At 65.3% G+C, this 16,874-nt stretch carries 14 protein-coding genes and 2 tRNA genes; 10 read left to right on the plus strand and 6 right to left on the minus strand.

What is annotated here, in order from left to right; genetic code table 11:
* Positions 1-55: 55 nt before the first annotated feature.
* Positions 56-127, minus strand: a tRNA-Gly gene (locus tag QMK31_RS01905).
* Between the two features lie 238 nt (positions 128-365).
* Here QMK31_RS01905 and QMK31_RS01910 point away from each other — a divergent pair.
* The 3 genes from QMK31_RS01910 to QMK31_RS01920 all read left to right on the plus strand — a co-directional run bounded on the left by QMK31_RS01910 (position 366) and on the right by QMK31_RS01920 (position 1,954).
* Positions 366-441 (plus strand) — tRNA-Val (locus QMK31_RS01910).
* Positions 442-538: 97 nt separating this feature from the next.
* On the plus strand, positions 539-1,249 hold the full coding sequence (locus QMK31_RS01915) for a M50 family metallopeptidase (RefSeq protein ID WP_283499250.1): 711 nt from the start codon (positions 539-541) through the stop codon (positions 1,247-1,249).
* A 36-nt stretch (positions 1,250-1,285) separates the two neighbouring features.
* Positions 1,286-1,954, plus strand: coding sequence for an SDR family oxidoreductase (locus QMK31_RS01920; RefSeq protein WP_283499251.1), 669 nt, complete (start codon positions 1,286-1,288; stop codon positions 1,952-1,954).
* Between the two features lie 89 nt (positions 1,955-2,043).
* Here QMK31_RS01920 and QMK31_RS01925 read toward each other — a convergent pair whose 3' ends face one another.
* A complete protein-coding gene (locus QMK31_RS01925) occupies positions 2,044-2,775 on the minus strand; it encodes a YqjF family protein (protein WP_283499252.1) in 732 nt (243 codons plus the stop codon).
* 179 nt (positions 2,776-2,954) lie between these two features.
* On the opposite strand from QMK31_RS01925, the gene QMK31_RS01930 reads away from it, so the two are divergent.
* Positions 2,955-4,136, plus strand: a complete 1,182-nt coding sequence (locus QMK31_RS01930) for a MarP family serine protease (protein ID WP_283499253.1) — start codon at positions 2,955-2,957, stop codon at positions 4,134-4,136.
* A gap of 151 nt (positions 4,137-4,287) precedes the next feature.
* Here QMK31_RS01930 and QMK31_RS01935 read toward each other — a convergent pair whose 3' ends face one another.
* Together QMK31_RS01935 and zapE are read right to left on the minus strand one after the other, a co-directional pair.
* Positions 4,288-5,514 (minus strand): ammonium transporter, encoded by a 1,227-nt coding sequence (locus QMK31_RS01935; RefSeq protein ID WP_283499254.1) that lies wholly within the window; start codon positions 5,512-5,514, stop codon positions 4,288-4,290.
* 156 nt (positions 5,515-5,670) lie between these two features.
* Positions 5,671-6,723: a cell division protein ZapE gene (gene zapE / locus QMK31_RS01940; RefSeq protein ID WP_283499255.1), complete on the minus strand. Its 1,053-nt coding sequence runs from the start codon at positions 6,721-6,723 to the stop codon at positions 5,671-5,673.
* 157 nt (positions 6,724-6,880) lie between these two features.
* On the opposite strand from zapE, the gene QMK31_RS01945 reads away from it, so the two are divergent.
* Complete coding sequence (locus QMK31_RS01945; RefSeq protein WP_283499256.1) at positions 6,881-7,780, plus strand: sulfurtransferase; 900 nt, start codon at positions 6,881-6,883, stop codon at positions 7,778-7,780.
* Positions 7,777-8,208 (plus strand): SufE family protein, encoded by a 432-nt coding sequence (locus QMK31_RS01950; RefSeq protein ID WP_283499257.1) that lies wholly within the window; start codon positions 7,777-7,779, stop codon positions 8,206-8,208. Before QMK31_RS01945 ends, QMK31_RS01950 begins: the two co-directional genes overlap by 4 nt.
* Here QMK31_RS01950 and QMK31_RS01955 read toward each other — a convergent pair.
* The gene (locus QMK31_RS01955) at positions 8,205-9,410 is read right to left on the minus strand and encodes an alpha/beta hydrolase family protein (protein WP_283499258.1); all 1,206 of its coding nucleotides are present in this window, start codon (positions 9,408-9,410) and stop codon (positions 8,205-8,207) included. The two genes, QMK31_RS01950 and QMK31_RS01955, sit on opposite strands and share 4 nt — an antisense overlap.
* 64 nt (positions 9,411-9,474) lie before the next feature.
* Between QMK31_RS01955 and QMK31_RS01960 the strand changes: the two genes are divergently transcribed.
* The 4 genes from QMK31_RS01960 (at position 9,475) to QMK31_RS01975 (ending at position 14,748) form a co-directional block, all read left to right on the plus strand.
* Positions 9,475-10,065 (plus strand): DUF3000 domain-containing protein, encoded by a 591-nt coding sequence (locus QMK31_RS01960; RefSeq protein ID WP_283499259.1) that lies wholly within the window; start codon positions 9,475-9,477, stop codon positions 10,063-10,065.
* 19 nt (positions 10,066-10,084) lie between these two features.
* Positions 10,085-11,281: an HRDC domain-containing protein gene (locus tag QMK31_RS01965; RefSeq protein ID WP_283499799.1), complete on the plus strand. Its 1,197-nt coding sequence runs from the start codon at positions 10,085-10,087 to the stop codon at positions 11,279-11,281.
* Between the two features lie 99 nt (positions 11,282-11,380).
* Positions 11,381-12,586, plus strand: a complete 1,206-nt coding sequence (locus QMK31_RS01970; protein ID WP_283499260.1) for a thiolase family protein — start codon at positions 11,381-11,383, stop codon at positions 12,584-12,586.
* Positions 12,583-14,748: a 3-hydroxyacyl-CoA dehydrogenase NAD-binding domain-containing protein gene (locus QMK31_RS01975; protein ID WP_283499261.1), complete on the plus strand. Its 2,166-nt coding sequence runs from the start codon at positions 12,583-12,585 to the stop codon at positions 14,746-14,748. The genes QMK31_RS01970 and QMK31_RS01975 overlap by 4 nt, the downstream gene beginning before the upstream one ends.
* A 122-nt stretch (positions 14,749-14,870) precedes the next feature.
* Here the strand turns inward: QMK31_RS01975 and dxs are convergent, their stop codons facing one another.
* Entirely contained in the window at positions 14,871-16,820 is a 1,950-nt protein-coding gene (gene dxs, locus QMK31_RS01980) for a 1-deoxy-D-xylulose-5-phosphate synthase (RefSeq protein WP_283499262.1), read from the minus strand.
* Positions 16,821-16,874: the final 54 nt, after the last annotated feature.

Here is a 16,874-nt window from a genome sequence, read left to right on the forward strand (position 1 = left end):
CGGGTTCATACCAAACGAATTGGAACCGGCCTTTCGACCGATTCCAGTTCATTCGAGCGGATGACGAGATTCGAACTCGCGACCCTCACCTTGGCAAGGTGATGCGCTACCACTGCGCCACATCCGCAACTGTTCGCATTTCTGCGTACTTGGAGACTCTAGCCGAATAGCAAGACGGAAACCAAACCCAGCCGTTCACGGCGTGTTGCACCGTTTGCCTGCGGGGATGCTCGGCAGCCCGTATCGGGGTCGCTGCGCCGCAGACGCCACACCGGGCGCGGCGCCGATGTGCGGCGACGCGCCAGTCTGGGCTAGTATCAAAAGTCGCACGGCAAACCCCGGAGTGCTGTGCGCGAGAAGAGTTTGGGCGATTGGCGCAGCTGGTAGCGCGCTTCCTTCACACGGAAGAGGTCGTGGGTTCAAGTCCCGCATCGCCCACCACAAACACAAAAAAGCCCCGAGAAATCGGGGCTTTTTAGTGCCCACGCCGGCTCTGTGCCGAAGGAGAGTCGCATCGGCGCAACCTAGTCTGAGATACATGGACGTGCTTCTCGATATCTGGCAACGCATGACGACACCGCATGCCGCGCTGACGCCGCTGATAGCCTGGCTGACCGTTGCCGGAGCCGCCCTGATCGTGCTCTTTCCGCCGGCCTGGCGCCTGGCCCGCCACGCCATCACAATCGTGCACGAAGGCGGCCACGGGGTCGTCGCGGTGTTCTGCGGGCGTCGGCTCGGCGGCATCCGCTTGCATTCGGATACGTCCGGTCTGACCGTGAGCCGCGGGCGCCCAACCGGCGCGGGCATGGTTTTCACCCTGCTCGCCGGCTACCCGGCCGCCGGGTTTCTGGGTCTCGGTGCAGCCTGGCTCCTCAGCCGGGGGTACGACGTTGGCCTGCTCTGGGCCCTCCTCGCCGCGCTGGCCCTGCTGCTCGTGCAGATTCGCAACTGGTTCGGACTCTGGTCGGTGGCCGTGACCGCCGCCGTGGTGTTCGGTGTCTCCTGGTTCGGGTCGGCAGAGGTGCACGGGGTGTTCGCTCTGCTCGTGACGGCGTTCCTGCTGTTCGGCGCGCTCCGCACCTCCCTCGAGCTGCAGCAATCCCGCGCACGGCGGGCCGGCTCCTCGTCGGACGCGGATCAACTGGCCCGGCTGACGCACATTCCCGGCATTATCTGGGTGGGGGTCTTTCTCACGGTGCAACTGATCTGTGTGGCGCTGAGTGCGCGGCTGCTTTTCGGCCAAGGCTGAGTGCCACAAGCGGCTAGTCGTGGCAGGGTTGAACACATGACAAATATTGCGATCATCGGCGGGCACGGAAAAGTTGCCCTCCACCTGGCTCGTTTGCTCACGGCTGACGGCCACAAAGTGAGTTCGTTGATTCGTAACCCGGCACACGCCGACGACGTCGCGGCGACCGGTGCGACGCCAGTGCTGGCCGATATTGAGAACCTGTCCACAGACGAGCTCGCGACTGCACTGGCCGGGCAGGATGCTCTGGTCTGGTCGGCCGGCGCCGGCGGAGGAAGCGCGGAGCGCACCTACGCGGTGGACCGGGATGCGGCCATCCGCTCGATGAACGCCGCCGCACAGGCCGGCATCTATCGTTACGTGATGGTGTCGTACCTGGGCTCACGCGCCGATCACGGTGCATCCCCCGACGATGGCATGTTCGCGTACTACGAAGCCAAGGCCGCCGCCGACAACTACCTGCGCGCCACCTCCCTGAACTGGACCATTCTCGGACCCAGTGCCTTGACCCTGAACCCGGCGACGGGCGCCATCAGTGTTGGTTCAATTCCGGGGGGCTCCGACCTGCCCCGCGCCGAAACCTCACGCGAGAACGTGGCGCTTGTCGCCGCCGCCGTGCTGGCCGACGAGAACACCGTGGGCCGCTTCATTGAGTTCACCGACGGTGACGTACCCGTCGGCGAGGCCATCGCCGCTCTGCGCTGATCCTGGGCGCACTGATCCTGGGCGCACTGATCTTGGGCGCACGGCCCGTTTGCGCGCTGACCCTTCTGCACTGATTTTCCTTCGCTGACCTAGTGGCCGCGGCCGAACCAGGTCGTGACGCCGGGCGAGTAGAGCACGGAATCGGGAGAGCGATCGGCGAGGCCGACGAAACCCGCGGCAGCCAGCAGCGTGTCGTCCAGGCTCAGGAGATCGGCGCGGTAGATCGGCCACGGCTCGTGGTGGTTACGCAGATGAATCGTGCGCCCACGGATGCTCGTGAACAGTGCCCAGCGAGCGGTCAGAAAATCGGCCAATGGATCGTCAATTACAGCGTCGAACCCGGGGCGGGCGACGATGTCGGTGTGCAGACTGCGATCGCGGTGGCGGGTCGAGGTGTAACGGTACCGGCCAGAGTCCACCTGAAGCCGGGTACGTGACCACATGTAGGGCAGCGCGAACAGGGTGCGGGCGGCGAGCACTGCGGCGAGTCGACCAGCCTCGAGCGAGACGAACACGACGCCGCGGCGGCCCTTCGCGTCGACGGCATAGAGGCGCACGTTGACCTCGACGAAACTGCCGAAGTAGGGAATGGGCGGGCTGCCGAGGATGGTCGCGCGATCCAGCACGAACGGGATCAGGCCGACCCAGCTCGACCCGTCATAGTCGTCGGGGACGAGGCCTTCCGGCAATAGCGGCGCGACCAGCGCAGCATCCACTCGCCAATGCAGGAAGACCAGGTGCGACCAGCGCTGGCTGGCCACTGCCCGGCCGGCCAAAGGCGGTGCGATCGCCGAAATGGGATAAGCCTCGGCGTTCGTCACGCACGTCCCTTCACAAAAAACCTTCACTGCTCTGGTTCAACGGTAGTCGCTGATGCACGGTGCGCGCCTGTTGATCGCCCGGGAATGCCAGCTCTCTGGCCGGTGCCCCCAGCAATCGCGGAGGCGGGCTGTGTAAGCATGAAGCAGACGAAATCGTCGCGACCGAATCGAGGAGACCGATGCCGGGCTCAACCGTTCTCGACCTCCTGCTGATCCTGATGCTGCTGGTGGCCCTCGTCAACGGTTACCGCAGTGGGCTGCTGCAGAGCCTCACCGGCATTGTCGGCGCCGTGATCGGCGGAATCGCCGCCTTCTTCGTCGTTCCTCTCGTGGGCAGCTGGATTCCTGCGCCGGAGTGGCGTACGCCCGGCACCATCGCCGTCGCTATTCTGCTCGTGCTCATCGGCCACTCGCTCGGCGCTTCGGCCGGCGGAATGGCCGGACGCCGAAAGCGACGTTCCCCCCTGGGAACGATCAATCGAGTGCTCGGAGCCGCTTTTGCGGCCGTGGCATCGGCCCTCGTGGCGTCGATGGTGGCGTTCAGTATCGGCGCCCTCGGCATTCCGTTCCTCTCCCCCGCTATCGCCTCATCCACCGTTGTGTCCGGCATCGATTCGTTGACTCCTGACCCGGTCAAGGCGCTCATGGCCCAGCTGCGTTCCGTGGCCGTGACGCAGGGTCTGCCGCGCATTGTCGATGCTTTCACCGGACCGACACCGGATGCTGCCCAGGCCGACACGAGCAGCCCGGCTTTGGCCGTAGCCGCGGAGTCGGTCGTGCGCATCACAGGCACGGCGTACGACTGTGGGCAGAGCCAGTCCGGCAGCGGCTTCGTCGTTTCGGATAGCCGCGTCATCACCAACGCGCACGTGGTCGCCGGTGTCGGCCAGCCCGTCGTGGAAACGCGGGCCGGCGTTGCGCTCGCCGGGGAGATCGTGTACTTTGACCCGATTGACGACCTCGCCATCATTTCGGTGCCCGGCCTTGACACGGCACCGCTGACCGTCGGTGAGAACCTCGCTACCGGCAGTGGCGCGGTCGCCGAGGGGTATCCCTTCGGCGGGCCGTACGTCTCCGATCCGGCCAGGGTCATCGCGCTCGGCACCGTCAGCGTCGCCGATATCTACGGCCAGGACCCGACGCCCCGTCAGGTCTACACCCTCGCGTCCGACGTGCAGCAGGGCGAGTCGGGCGGACCGTTGCTGAGCGAATCCGGCCTCGTGGTCGGCGTCATCTTCGCCAAGGCAAGCAACACCGAGAACGTCGGCTATGCCCTCGCGCTCGACGAGGTGTCACCGGTCATCAGCCAGGCGCCCGGCTTGTCAACCCCGGTCTCCTCCGGCACCTGCGTTCGCGGCTGAGCCGCGGGCATCCGCTCATCGCTGGCTGGCCGATAACCGGTACAAAACGGCAGGCACAGCGCCGGCAGGCGCACGAAGAGGGCGGCACCGGAAGCGGGTAAACCCGCCTCCCATACCGCCCTCAGCCCGCCGCAATGGTGAGCGTCAGTACCTAGACACGTTCGAGGGCGTAGCCCTCTTCGCCGTGCACGCTCGTGTCGATTCCGGCCAGTTCGTCTTCGTTCTTGATGCGGAAGCCGATGGTTTTCTCGATCGCGAAGCCGAGCACATAGGCGACGACGAAGGAGTAGGCGAGAACCGTGAAGGCTGCGATCGCCTGCACCAGAAGCTGGCTGAGGTCGCCGCCGGTGAACAGGCCGGTACCGATGGCGAAGAAGCCGAGGTACAGGGTTCCGATGATGCCACCGACGAGGTGGATGCCCACAACGTCGAGCGAATCGTCGAAACCGAGCTTGAACTTGAGCTCAACAGCCATGGCGCAGACGGCACCGGCGACGGCGCCGAGTAGGAGCGCCCAGCCGGGCTCGAGATTGGCGCAGGCGGGGGTGATGGCGACGAGGCCGGCAACCGCACCAGACGCAGCGCCGACCGAGGTGGCTTTGCCGTCCTTGAACTTCTCCACGAGCATCCAGGCGAGGATGGCTGCTGCCGTGGCGCCGAGGGTGTTGACGACGATGATGCCCACGTTGGCGAGGCCGTTGAGCCACTCAGCTCCGGCATTGAAACCGAACCAGCCGAACCAGAGGATGGAGGCACCGATGAGTACGAGCGGCACGTTGTGCGGCTTGGTGATGCCCTTCTGAAACCCGACGCGCTTGCCGAGGACCAGGGCAAGAGCGAGTGCAGCGGCACCGGCGTTGATGTGAACCGCGGTTCCACCGGCGTAGTCGATCACGGCGATATCGCCGAGGCCGAGTGTGGTGCCCAACTCCATGATCCAGCCACCGCCCCAGACCCAGGCCGCGACGGGGAAATAGACGAGGGTCGCCCAGACACCGGCGAAGATCATCCAGGAACCGAATTTTGCCCGGTCGGCTACCGCGCCGCTGATCAGGGCGACGGTAATGATCGCGAAGGTGGCACCGTAGGTGGCGCCGAGCAGATCGATGCTGCCGGTCTCACCCATCGCGAGCTGACCCAAACCGAAGTCGGAGAACGGGTTGCCGGCGAATTCAGTGGGGCTGCCCACGGCGCTCATGTTGAAGCCGTACAGAATCCATAGGACGCTGATGAGCCCCAGTGCGCCGAAACTCATCATCATCATGCTGATGACGCTCTTGGCCTTGACCAGTCCGCCGTAGAAGAAGGCGACACCCGGTGTCATGAACAAGACCAGTGCGGTGGCTGTCAGTCCCCAGGCAATGCTTCCGGTATCCATATATTGTCCTCACGCATCTCGAATGTGCAGGCTGTAGCGCGAGGTGAATCACCCCGGATACGAGTCAAGTATCTGAGGTGACTGTTACAACAAACCTTCCGACGTGTTTCGTGCCGGTTACGAGCTTTGGCGAATTGTTAACGCCACGTTTCAGGGTCAGTCCGTGTGCGGCGGCAACTCCCCCGTGGTGAGGGCAACCATGCGCGACTGGGACCGCTGATACTTCTTGCGATACCCGCCCGCCATCATCTCGTCGTCGAACACCTCGTTCAGCGGGCGCCCACTGGCGACGATCGGAATCTCGGCGTCGTACACCCGGTCGATGAACGCCACCAGACGCAGGGCATCCGACTGGTCGGTCAGCAGGAAGACGCCGCGCAGGACGATGACCTCGACGCCTCGAATGACCTTCACGTATTTCGACGGGTGCACGGTACCCAAGTGACGGATCAACGAGCCGAAGTCATCCTCGGTGACCTTCGAACCGCGCTCGAGCAGGGTGTTAACGAGATGCTCGCGTGCCTCGGGGTCCACCGCCACGGCCTGGCCGGTAACGTTGCGGCGACGGTAGTCCAGGCCGTCGATGCGCAGTGTCTCAAAGTTGGCGCTCATGGCGGAGATCTCGCGCAGAAAGTCCTGCGCGGCGAATCGTCCCTCGCCGAGCGAGTTCGGCGGGGTGTTCGACGTGGCGGCGACGCGGGTGCCTGTGGCGACGAGTTCGCCGAGCAGTCGCGTCATCACCATGGTGTCGCCTGGATCGTCGAGCTCGAACTCATCGATGCAGATGAGCTTCGCGCTGCGCAGCTCCTTGATGGTCTCCTGGTAGCCGAGCGCTCCGACCAGGGCGGTGTATTCAATGAAGGTACCGAAATATTTCGGACCGCTCGCGGCATGCCAGAGAGCGGCGAGCAGGTGCGTCTTACCGACACCGAACCCACCGTCGAGGTAGATGCCGGGCAGGTCGTCTTTGGCCTGGCGGCGACGGGAGAAGAATCCGGCCGGCCGGGGGTTGACGAATTCCTGAAGTTTCTCAACGGCTGCGACCTGGGACGGGTAGTCATGATCGGGCCGGTAGTTCTCGAACGATGCGTGTTCGAACTGGGGAGGCGGAACCAGTTCGGCCACGATTTCCCGGCCGGTGATGGTGGGAGTGCGCTCGGCCAGTTGGGGAACCGTGTGCTGTGATTTCTGATGGGCCTCTGGTGCCATGCTGAAAATGCCCGTTCCTCTGGGTCTAGCTAACGAATGCGCAGAGCTTTGCAAATGCGCGGTGTGCCGGCACCGCGTAGGTTTAAACGGTGGGCCCGATAAGCCTAATCCGCGGTCAACCCGAATCCGTATGCATCGCGGTCCACCTGGAGGTTATATGTCTGCCCCGTTCGATCCGACCGAGAAATTTGCCGCCTACGCCCACCCCACCAGGCTCGTCTCCACCGACTGGCTGGCGCAGCATCGCAGCGACGCCGGGCTGGTCGTGGTCGAATCCGACGAAGACGTGTTGCTCTATGAAGTGGGACACATCAAGGGCGCGGTGAAGGTTGATTGGCACACCGACCTCAACGACAAGGTAAACCGCGATTACATCGACGGCGCAGCATTTGCCGCCCTGATGAGCAGCAAGGGCATCGCCCGCGACAGCACGGTCGTCATCTACGGCGACAAGAGCAACTGGTGGGCCGCGTACGCCCTCTGGGTTTTCACCCTGTTCGGGCACGCAGATGTTCGCCTGCTCGACGGTGGGCGCACGAAGTGGCTCGCCGAGGAGCGCGAGATCACAACGGAGGCTTCCCCCGTCACCCCCACGGAGTACCCGGTGATCGAACGCAACGACCTGCCGATCCGCGCCTTCAAAAATGACGTTCTCGCGCACTTCGGCAATCCGCTCATCGATGTGCGCTCCGATGAGGAGTACAGCGGCGCCCGCACGACGATGCCGGCATACCCCGAAGAGGGAGCCCTGCGCGGCGGCCACATTCCTACTGCCGCTTCGGTGCCGTGGGCCCGCGCTGCAGCAGCCGATTCCACGTTCCGCACCCGCGCCGAACTGGACGTCATCTACCGCGAAGAGGCCGGCCTGGCTGACGGTGACGACGTGATTGCCTACTGCCGAATCGGCGAGCGGTCGAGCCACACCTGGTTCGTGCTGACGCACCTGCTGGGCTTTGAGACGGTGCGCAACTACGACGGGTCCTGGACCGAATGGGGCAACGCCGTGGCCGTGCCGATCGCCGTTGGCACCGAACCCGGTGCGGCGCCGCGTCGATGAGAGCACTTCCCGCCCAGCTGGCTGAAATCCAGGACGACTTTCTGGCTCTTGAGCAGAAGGATCGTCTACTGCTGCTGCTCGAGTTCGCCAACGAGCTGCCGGAACTCCCGCAGAAGTTTCAGGACCACCCCGACCTGCTCGAGCGCGTCGTCGAGTGCCAGTCGCCGGTGTTCATCTTCGTTGAACTGGATGCTGCCGACGCGTTTCACCTGCACGCGACGGCTCCCCGCGAGTCGCCGACCACCCGCGGGTTTGCGTCGATCCTCGCCCAGGGCCTCGACGGGCTGAGCGCCGAGGAGGTGCTGATGGTTCCCGATGACTATCCGCAGTCGATCGGACTGACTGAGGCTGTCTCTCCGCTGCGCCTGCGCGGAATGACCGCCATGCTCGGCCGGGCCAAGCGGCAGCTGCGCGAGCGGCTCGCCTAGACCTCGGGCAGTCGGGCGAGCCAGGCCGTGATCTCGGCGTTCCACCGAGCGGGATCATAATTCCAAAGTTTGGTGTGCCTGGCCTGGGCAAAAGGAACAAAGGTCACAATGTCGGGCCGCCGGCCGGCGAGTCGGCGCGAACCGGCGGCCGGAACAAAACCGTCATCGTCGCTGTGCAGAAGCAAAATGGGGCGCTGCAGGTCATCGGCGCGAGCGACGAAGTCGAGCCGACCGAAGTCGATCGGTGCAGCCTGGCCGGTGAAGCTGGCGCCCCAGCGTGACCCCATCAGCAGCACGGCGCCGCGCGCGATCAGCCGCGGAAGCCTGCGGTCCATCGCCTGCGCGTTGATGACATCGGCCCAGTCGACGACCGGGGATTCCAACACGATACCGGTGATCAGGCCGATGTCTTTGCTTCGGGTCATCGACTGCAGCACCACGGCGCCACCCATCGACCACCCCATCAGCACGATGCTCGTGGCCCCTTGCGCGGCGGCGTACTCGATCGCGGCCACCACGTCCGGCCATTCGGTGTCACCGAGGCCGTACCGCCCATCCGAGCTGGCCGGCGCGTCGCCATCGTTGCGGTAGGAGACGAGCAGGGACGTGTAGCCCGCCGCGCGGAAGACCGGCACCGCCCGCAAGGCCTCTTCGCGGCGCACCGCCCGGCCGTGCACCTGAATGACCCAGTGGGACGACGGGGATGCGGCATCCGCTGGAATGAGCCAGGCGGGCGCCGGCCCGATGCGCGTTGGCACGGTGACGTCGCTCCACTCGAACCCGAGATCGGCGGGACCGGTGTAGAGCCAGCCGCTGAACCGGCCACGCCGGGCGGCGGCCAGGTCTCCATAGTCCAGGCTGAGGATGCGCCGGGTTACGGTGTGCCTGGTGCGCGCGGTGATCTCTCCGACCCGGGCATGGCCGGTGCCCGCACTGAAGAAGAAGCTGTAATCGCCCGAAAGTACGGAGTCGCGGTGGCGTTGCAGGGTGACGGTACCGCCCGACAGGTCGACCGCGACCACGCGGGTGTCGTCCTCACGCTGGGCCGGAGGGGTGACAATCGTCTTCGCCATCACGGCCGAGAGAACCCCAACCGCCGCGACGATGGCCACGGCTGCCCCGGCGACGATGATGCCACTGACGCCCAGAACCGCCCGCAGTGCATTCGGCTGACGCCCATAGGGGGGCTGTGGGTCGTGCATGTGCACCTCCGACTGGTCGGCGTGCCTCACGGACAACACCCAGAAAAAACTCTAGTCTGCAGACGTGCCCGAAACTGATCAATCGCTCCCCGCGGAGTTTGCCGCGGCGTTGACCGCGATTCGCCGTGCCAGAAGCCGGGCCGAATTAGTTGTCACCGAAATCGCCGCGCCCGCCCAGCTCGCGCCGTATTCGATCGCGCTCGCCGCCAATATCAAGCCCGTGCGGCATGGCAGCGACTCGGACCTCGGAACGGGCCGGTTCATTCTGCTCTATGACCCCCAGGAGCCAGAGGCTTGGAACGGCGCCTTTCGCGTGGTGTGTTTCGCGCAGGCTCCGCTCGAGGTGGAGATCGGGTTGGACCCGTTTCTGGCCGAAGTCACCTGGGCGTGGCTCGTCGATGCGCTGGACTCCCGCAAAGCCACGTACACGGCGGCCTCCGGAACCGCGACTAAAGTAATCTCGTCAGGCTTTGGCGAACTCGCCAAACAGGGTGATGGCGCGCAGATTGAGCTGCGCGCGTCGTGGACACCCCTGGATCACAATCTCACCGCCCACGTCGAGGGCTGGGGCGAGCTGCTCTGCATGCTCGCCGGCCTCCCTCCCGCTGGGGAAGGAGTCAGCATGTTGTCAGCACGCCGAGCAGCCCGTGGCTGAATCGCAGCCCAAGCAGGTCATCGTCCAACACCAGGTCGTCGATACCCGCGAGGCCTACCTCGCCGCGACGGCCGCGCTGGCCGCCGGTGACGGGCCGGTCGGGGTCGACGCGGAACGTGCATCCGGTTTCACCTATTCGCAACGCGCGTACCTGATTCAGATTTATCGCCGCGGCGCCGGCACCTTTTTGTTCGACCCGCCGCCCATCGGCGACTTTAGCGAACTGAATGATGCCCTCGCCGACACTGAATGGATTCTGCATGCCGCGAGCCAGGACCTCGCGTGCCTGCGCGAGGTCGGACTCGACCCGGCCCGCATCTTCGACACCGAGCTCGCCGCGCGGCTGCTTGGCATTCCGCGGGTAGGACTCGGCACCGTGGTGGAAGAACTGCTCGGAATCCACCTCGCCAAGGAGCACTCTGCGGCGAACTGGTCGACCCGGCCGCTGCCCGAATCCTGGCTGGTTTACGCCGCCCTCGACGTGGAGCTGCTGCCCGACCTGCGCGACCGCATGGTCGACCTGCTCGTCGACTCCAAGAAGACCGACATCGCCGCCCAGGAGTTCGCCGCGACCCTGGCCAAGGAAGCCAAGGCCGCCCGCGTCGACCCGTGGCGGCGTCTGTCGGGCATCCACTCGCTGCACGGCCAGCGCAACCTGGCCGTCGCCCGCGAACTCTGGCTGGCCCGCGACGAATACGCCCGCGAAGTCGACGTCTCCCCCGGGCGACTCGTTCCCGATGCCTCGCTGCTGGCCGCTGCCCGCGTGCTGCCGGCGACCCGCCAGGCGCTCAGCGACCTGCGAGAATTCAACGGACGGGCGAGCCGCAACGAGCTCGATCGTTGGTGGAGTGCGATTGCGCGCGGCCGCGCCACCGCCGACCTGCCCGCGCTCAAGGCCAACAACGACACCCTGCCTCCGCCGCGAGCCTGGGCCGACCGCAATCCGGAGGCCGACGTGCGGTACAAGGCGGCCCGCGCTGCACTGCAGACCGTTTCGGACGAACTCGCTATCCCCCTGGAGAACCTGCTCACCCCTGACTACCTGCGCCGGGTGGCGTGGTCGCCGCCCGAGCCGGCGGATGCGGCATCCGTTAAGGTCGCACTGGTAAATTTAGGGGCCCGACGCTGGCAAGTTGACGTGACTGCACAACTAATAGCGGATGCTTTTGTAGAGGTTCCACAAGCAGCCGTTCCCGTCTCTGATCTGGAGTCGTAGAAACCGGCAAACGATTCGGGCGGCCATTTTCGTCACCCTAGGATCGGATCAGCCCTAACAGATCGATTCGGATCTGATCTAACACGTACTGGAGGCATTGTGGCCGAGAGAGCAGAAGTCGTTTTTGTGGACGGGGTTCGAACTCCGTTCGGACGCGCCGGCGAAAAAGGCATGTACTGGAAAACCCGAGCCGATGACCTCGTGGTCAAGGCGATCATTGGGCTGATGGAACGTAATCCGGGCGTGCCGCCGGAACGCATCGACGACGTCGCGATCGCGGCTACGACCCAGACCGGGGACCAGGGCCTGACGCTCGGTCGCACGGCCGCCCTGCTGGCCGGCCTGCCGAAGTCGGTACCCGGTTTCGCGATCGACCGCATGTGCGCCGGGGCGATGACCGCCGTCACCACGATGGGGTCCTCGATCGGTTTCGGTGCCTACGACCTCGCCATCGCCGGCGGCGTCGAGCACATGGGGCGCCACCCGATGGGTTTCGGCGCCGACCCGAACCCGCGGTTCCTGTCCGAGAAGCTCGTGAGCGAAGACGCGCTCAACATGGGCGCCACCGCCGAACGCATTCACGACAGGTTCCCGACCTATACCAAGGAACGTTCCGACCGGTTCGCGCTGCGCAGCCAGCAGAAGGTCGCCGCAGCCTACTCCGCTGGCAAGATCCAGCCCGACCTGATTCCCGTTGCTACGCGCAGCGAATCCGGCTGGGGCCTGGCCACACGTGACGAAGCACCCCGCCCGGAAACCACCATGGAGGGGCTGGCAACGCTGCGCACCCCCTTCCGGTCGCACGGCCGCGTCACGGCCGGCAACGCTTCCGGTCTTAACGACGGCGCCTCTGCGTGCCTTCTGGCCAGCGCCGCCACGGCCAAGGAACTCGGCCTCGGCGTGAAAATGATCATGACGAGCTTCGCCTTCGCCGGCGTGGAACCGGAGGTCATGGGCCTGGGCCCTGTCCCCTCCACCGAGAAGGCTCTGCGCAAGGCCGGACTGTCCATTACCGACATCGGCCTGTTCGAGCTCAACGAAGCCTTCGCCGTGCAGGTCATCTCCTTTCTCGACCACTTCGGCATCGATGATGAAGACCCCCGCGTGAACGAATACGGCGGGGCTATTGCGCTGGGGCATCCGCTCGCTTCCTCCGGCGTTCGCCTGATGAACCAGCTCGCCCACCAGTTCGAGTCGCACCCCGAGGTGCGTTACGGTCTCACTGCCATGTGCATCGGCCTCGGCCAGGGCGGCAGCGTGATCTGGGAAAACCCGCACTTCAACAAGAAGGCAGCCAAACGATGACCGACTACAGTTCTCTTGATTTCAGCCCGCTGGTCGAGATTTCCGGCGACGAGGTTGTCACGCACTGCTTCGTGCGCGACGTACCCCTCGCCGCCGGCCGCACGCTCGCCCTGGTTACCCTCGACAACGGGCGTGACCACACCCGGCCAAACACGCTCGGTCCGGTCACCCTGCTGGAATTCGCCGCCACCTTGGACGAACTGACCGCCCGCGCCGGACGCGGCGAGATCCACGGTGTCGCCGTCACCGGCAAGCCGTTCATCCTCGCCGCCGGTGCGGACCTCACCAAGGTCGCCGAGATCCCCTCGCTCGAAACGGGCAAACTGCTCAGCCAGCTCGGCCACCACGCGCTCGGTAAGCTCGACACGCTCGGTGTGCCGTCGTTCGTCTTCATCAACGGGCTCGCGCTCGGCGGCGGCCTTGAGATCGGCCTGAATGCTAACTACCGCACCATCGACGCGGCCGTGCCCGCTATCGCCCTACCCGAAGTCTTTCTTGGTCTGATTCCGGGTTGGGGCGGCGCCTACCTGCTGCCCAACCTGATCGGCATCGAAAACGCCCTCAAAGTCATCATCGAGAACCCGCTCAAGAACAACCGCACCCTCAGTGGAGCGGATGCCCTTGAGCTCGGAATTGCGGATGTCATGTTCACCTCGGCGCGATTCCTCGAAGATTCCATCACCTGGGCCGACGGTGTCATTGCGGGCACCGAGAAGGTGTCCCGCCCGAACGCGCCCGGCAAGGTCGAGCGTCTCGTCAAGTGGGACGTCGCCGTCGGCGTCGCCCGCAAGATGCTCGTGAACCGCATCGGCGAGGTCGCGAAGTCACCGTACGTGGCGCTAAACCTGTTGCAGGCCGCCAAGAGCGGTACCCGCGCCGAGGGGTTTCAGCGCGAAGACGAAGCCCTGGCCGGCCTCATATCGGGCGATCAGCTGCAGGCGAGCATCTACGCTTTCAACCTCGTACAGAAACGCGCCAAACGCCCCGCAGGAGCGCCGGATAAGAAACTGGCTCGTCCGATCACTAAGGTCGGTGTGATCGGCGCAGGTCTCATGGCCAGCCAGTTCGCCCTACTCTTCGTGCGGCGTCTCAGGGTGCCGGTGGTCATCACCGATCTTGACCAGGCCCGTGTCGACAAGGGTGTGGCGTACATTCACGACGAGATCGCGGCCCTTCAAACCAAGAATCGCATCTCCCCCGACGAAGCCAACCGGCTGCGCGCCCTGGTTACCGGCACCACCGACAAGTCGTTGTTCTCCGACGCCGACTGGGTCATCGAGGCCGTTTTCGAAGAACTCGGCGTGAAGCAGTCCGTGTTCGCTGAAATCGAGAAGTTCGTGTCGCCCGAGGCGATTCTTGCGACCAATACCTCGTCGCTGTCAGTCGAGCAGATCGGATCGAAGCTCAAGCATCCGGAACGCCTCGTCGGGTTCCACTTCTTCAACCCGGTGGCGGTAATGCCGCTGATCGAGGTGGTCAACACCCCGCAAACCGACGACGTCACCCTGGCTACGGCCATGGTCATCGCCGGCAAGTTGCGGAAGAACGCCGTGATCACCAGGGACACTCCCGGCTTCGTGGTGAATCGGGTTCTGGCCAAGCTGCTCGGTGAGGCCATGCACGCGGTCGACACCGGAACACCGTTCGAGGTCGTGGAAGCGGCGGTGGCGCCCTTCGGACTGCCGATGACCCCGTTCGAGCTGCTCGAGCTCGTCGGCCTCACCGTGGGAGCTCACGTACTCGACACGCACCACGCGGCGTTCCCCGACCGCTTCTTCGAGAGCGACAACCTGCACAAACTCGCCGAGCACGGCAAGATCCTCGAGCGTGACGGTAAGGGTCGCCGCACCGGATTCGACAAGGGAGCGCTGAAGATCGTCGCCGGCGGCACCACGCCAATGACGGCCGAGCAGATTCTGCAGCGGGTGGAAGACGGTCTGGTCGACGAGATCAAGCGGATGCTGGACGACGACGTTGTGCACGCGGCCGAAGACATCGACCTCTGCATGATTCTCGGAGCCGGGTGGCCCTTCCAGATGGGCGGGATCACCCCGTACCTCGACCGGGTCGGCGCGAGCGAGCGTGTGTTCGGCGGCACCTTCCATACCCCGCCGATTCGCGGTATCGGTGCTGCGGTACCGGCGGCATCCGCTCAAAACTAACGAGAACCGGACCCAGTCTGCCGACCGGGCCCACCCTATGGCCACGGGCCCAGTTTATAAGCTGGGCCCGTGGACGGGGCCCGGGCCCCGTCCGTATTCGGGACGCGGGTGCCGGGTGGGAGTTAGTCGCGGCGGGTTACCTGGATGGCACCGGTGTCGGTGTGGCCTTCCGGCAGGGGCCGGGCGTTCGGAATCTTGCTGCCGAGCACCATGGCCACGACATCGCGAGCGATGCGTTGCGGGGTGAGGCCGACCCGCTCGAGGATCTCGGCACGGGTGCCGTGATCGAGGAACTGGTCGGGCAGGCCGAGTTCGGTCACCGCCGTGTCCACTCCGGCCTCGCGCAGGTCCTGACGGATGCGCGTGCCGATGCCACCCACCCGGATGCCGTCTTCGATCGTCACGACAATGCGGTGCGCGGCGGCGAGGGTGACGATGCTCCGTGGCACGGGAACGACCCAGCGCGGGTCGACGACCGTTGCGCCGATCCCCTGCGCGGCGAGCCGATCGGCCACGTCCAGCCCCATCGCTGCCATCGGACCGACCGTCACGATGAGGACATCCTGCTGGGTCGCCTCCTGGAGCACGTCAACGCCGTCGTCGAGACGGCGTATGGCATCGTATTCGTGGCCGACCGTGCCCTTGGGATTGCGCACCACCGTTGGTCCGTCGTCGACCGCGACGGCCTCAGCCAGTTCTTCACGTAGGCGCGCGGAATCGCGCGGCGCGGCCAGACGGATATTGGGTACGACCTGCAAAATGGCGAGGTCCCACATGCCGTGGTGGCTGGGACCGTCCGGCCCGGTGACGCCAGAGCGGTCCAGCACGAAGGTGACGCCGGCTTTGTGCAGGGCCACGTCCATGAGCACCTGGTCGAAGGCCCGGTTGATGAACGTTGCGTACAGTGCCACGACGGGATGCAGGCCACCGAAGGCGAGCCCGGCGGCACTGGTCACCGCGTGCTGCTCGGCGATTCCCACGTCGTGCACGCGCGACGGGAAGCGCTCGGCCATCTTGTGCAGCCCGGTGGGCCGCAGCATGGCGGCGGTGATCGCGACGATTCGATCGTTCTCGATGGCGAGTTTCAGCAGCTCGTCGGCAAAGACCGACGTGTACGACTGGGCGCCGGGTTCTTCGACCGATTCCCCGGTCTCCGGGTCGATCTGTCCGACGGCATGGAACTGGTCGGCCACGTCCTGCACGGCTGGATCGTAGCCCTTGCCCTTTTGGGTGATGGCGTGCACGATGACCGGCGCTCCGTAGCCCTTGGCTTGGGCCAGGGCCTCTTCCATCGCGTGCACGTCGTGGCCGTCGATAGGACCGATGTATTTGATGTCAAGGTTGGAGTACAGGGCCTCGTTGTTGGTGACACGGGCGAGGAACCCGTGCATGCCGCCGCGTACGCCGCGCCAGACGGCCCGTCCGGGCGCACCGAGGCGATCGAACACGTCCTTGCTGGTGAGGTAGGCGTCCCGGTAACTGGCCCGGGTGCGGATGGTGTTGAGGAAGCGGGCCATGCCGCCGATGGTCGGCGCGTAGGAGCGACCGTTGTCGTTGACCACGATGATGAGCTTGCGGGTGTTGTCATCACTGATGTTGTTGAGTGCTTCCCAGGTCATTCCCCCGGTCAGTGCTCCATCGCCGACGACGGCGACGACGTGACGGTCGTTCTGGCCGGTGATCTCGAACGCCCGGGAGATGCCGTCGGCCCAGGACAGAGAGCTGGAGGCGTGCGAACTCTCGACGATGTCGTGCTCGGACTCGGACCGTTGCGGGTACCCCGCCAGGCCACCCAGCTGCCGCAGCTTGCTGAAGTCCTGCCGCCCGGTGAGGAGCTTGTGCACGTAAGACTGGTGTCCGGTGTCGAAGACGATCGCGTCGGTCGGGGAATGGAAGACCCGGTGGATGGCGATGGTCAGCTCGACGACGCCGAGGTTCGGCCCGAGGTGGCCACCCGTCTTGGAGATCTCCCGCACCAGAAAGGCGCGAATCTCCGCGGCCAGCTGCGGCAATTGCTCTTTCGAGAGACCATCGAGGTCCCGGGGACCGTGAATCGTCTCCAGAAGAGTCATCCGTCGTCCTTTCACGTCGTACGTTCCCACGACTGCTCATCAAACCAAGCCGGC

The sequence above is a fragment of the Cryobacterium sp. PH31-O1 genome (assembly GCF_030063455.1).
GTDB lineage: Bacteria > Actinomycetota > Actinomycetes > Actinomycetales > Microbacteriaceae > Cryobacterium.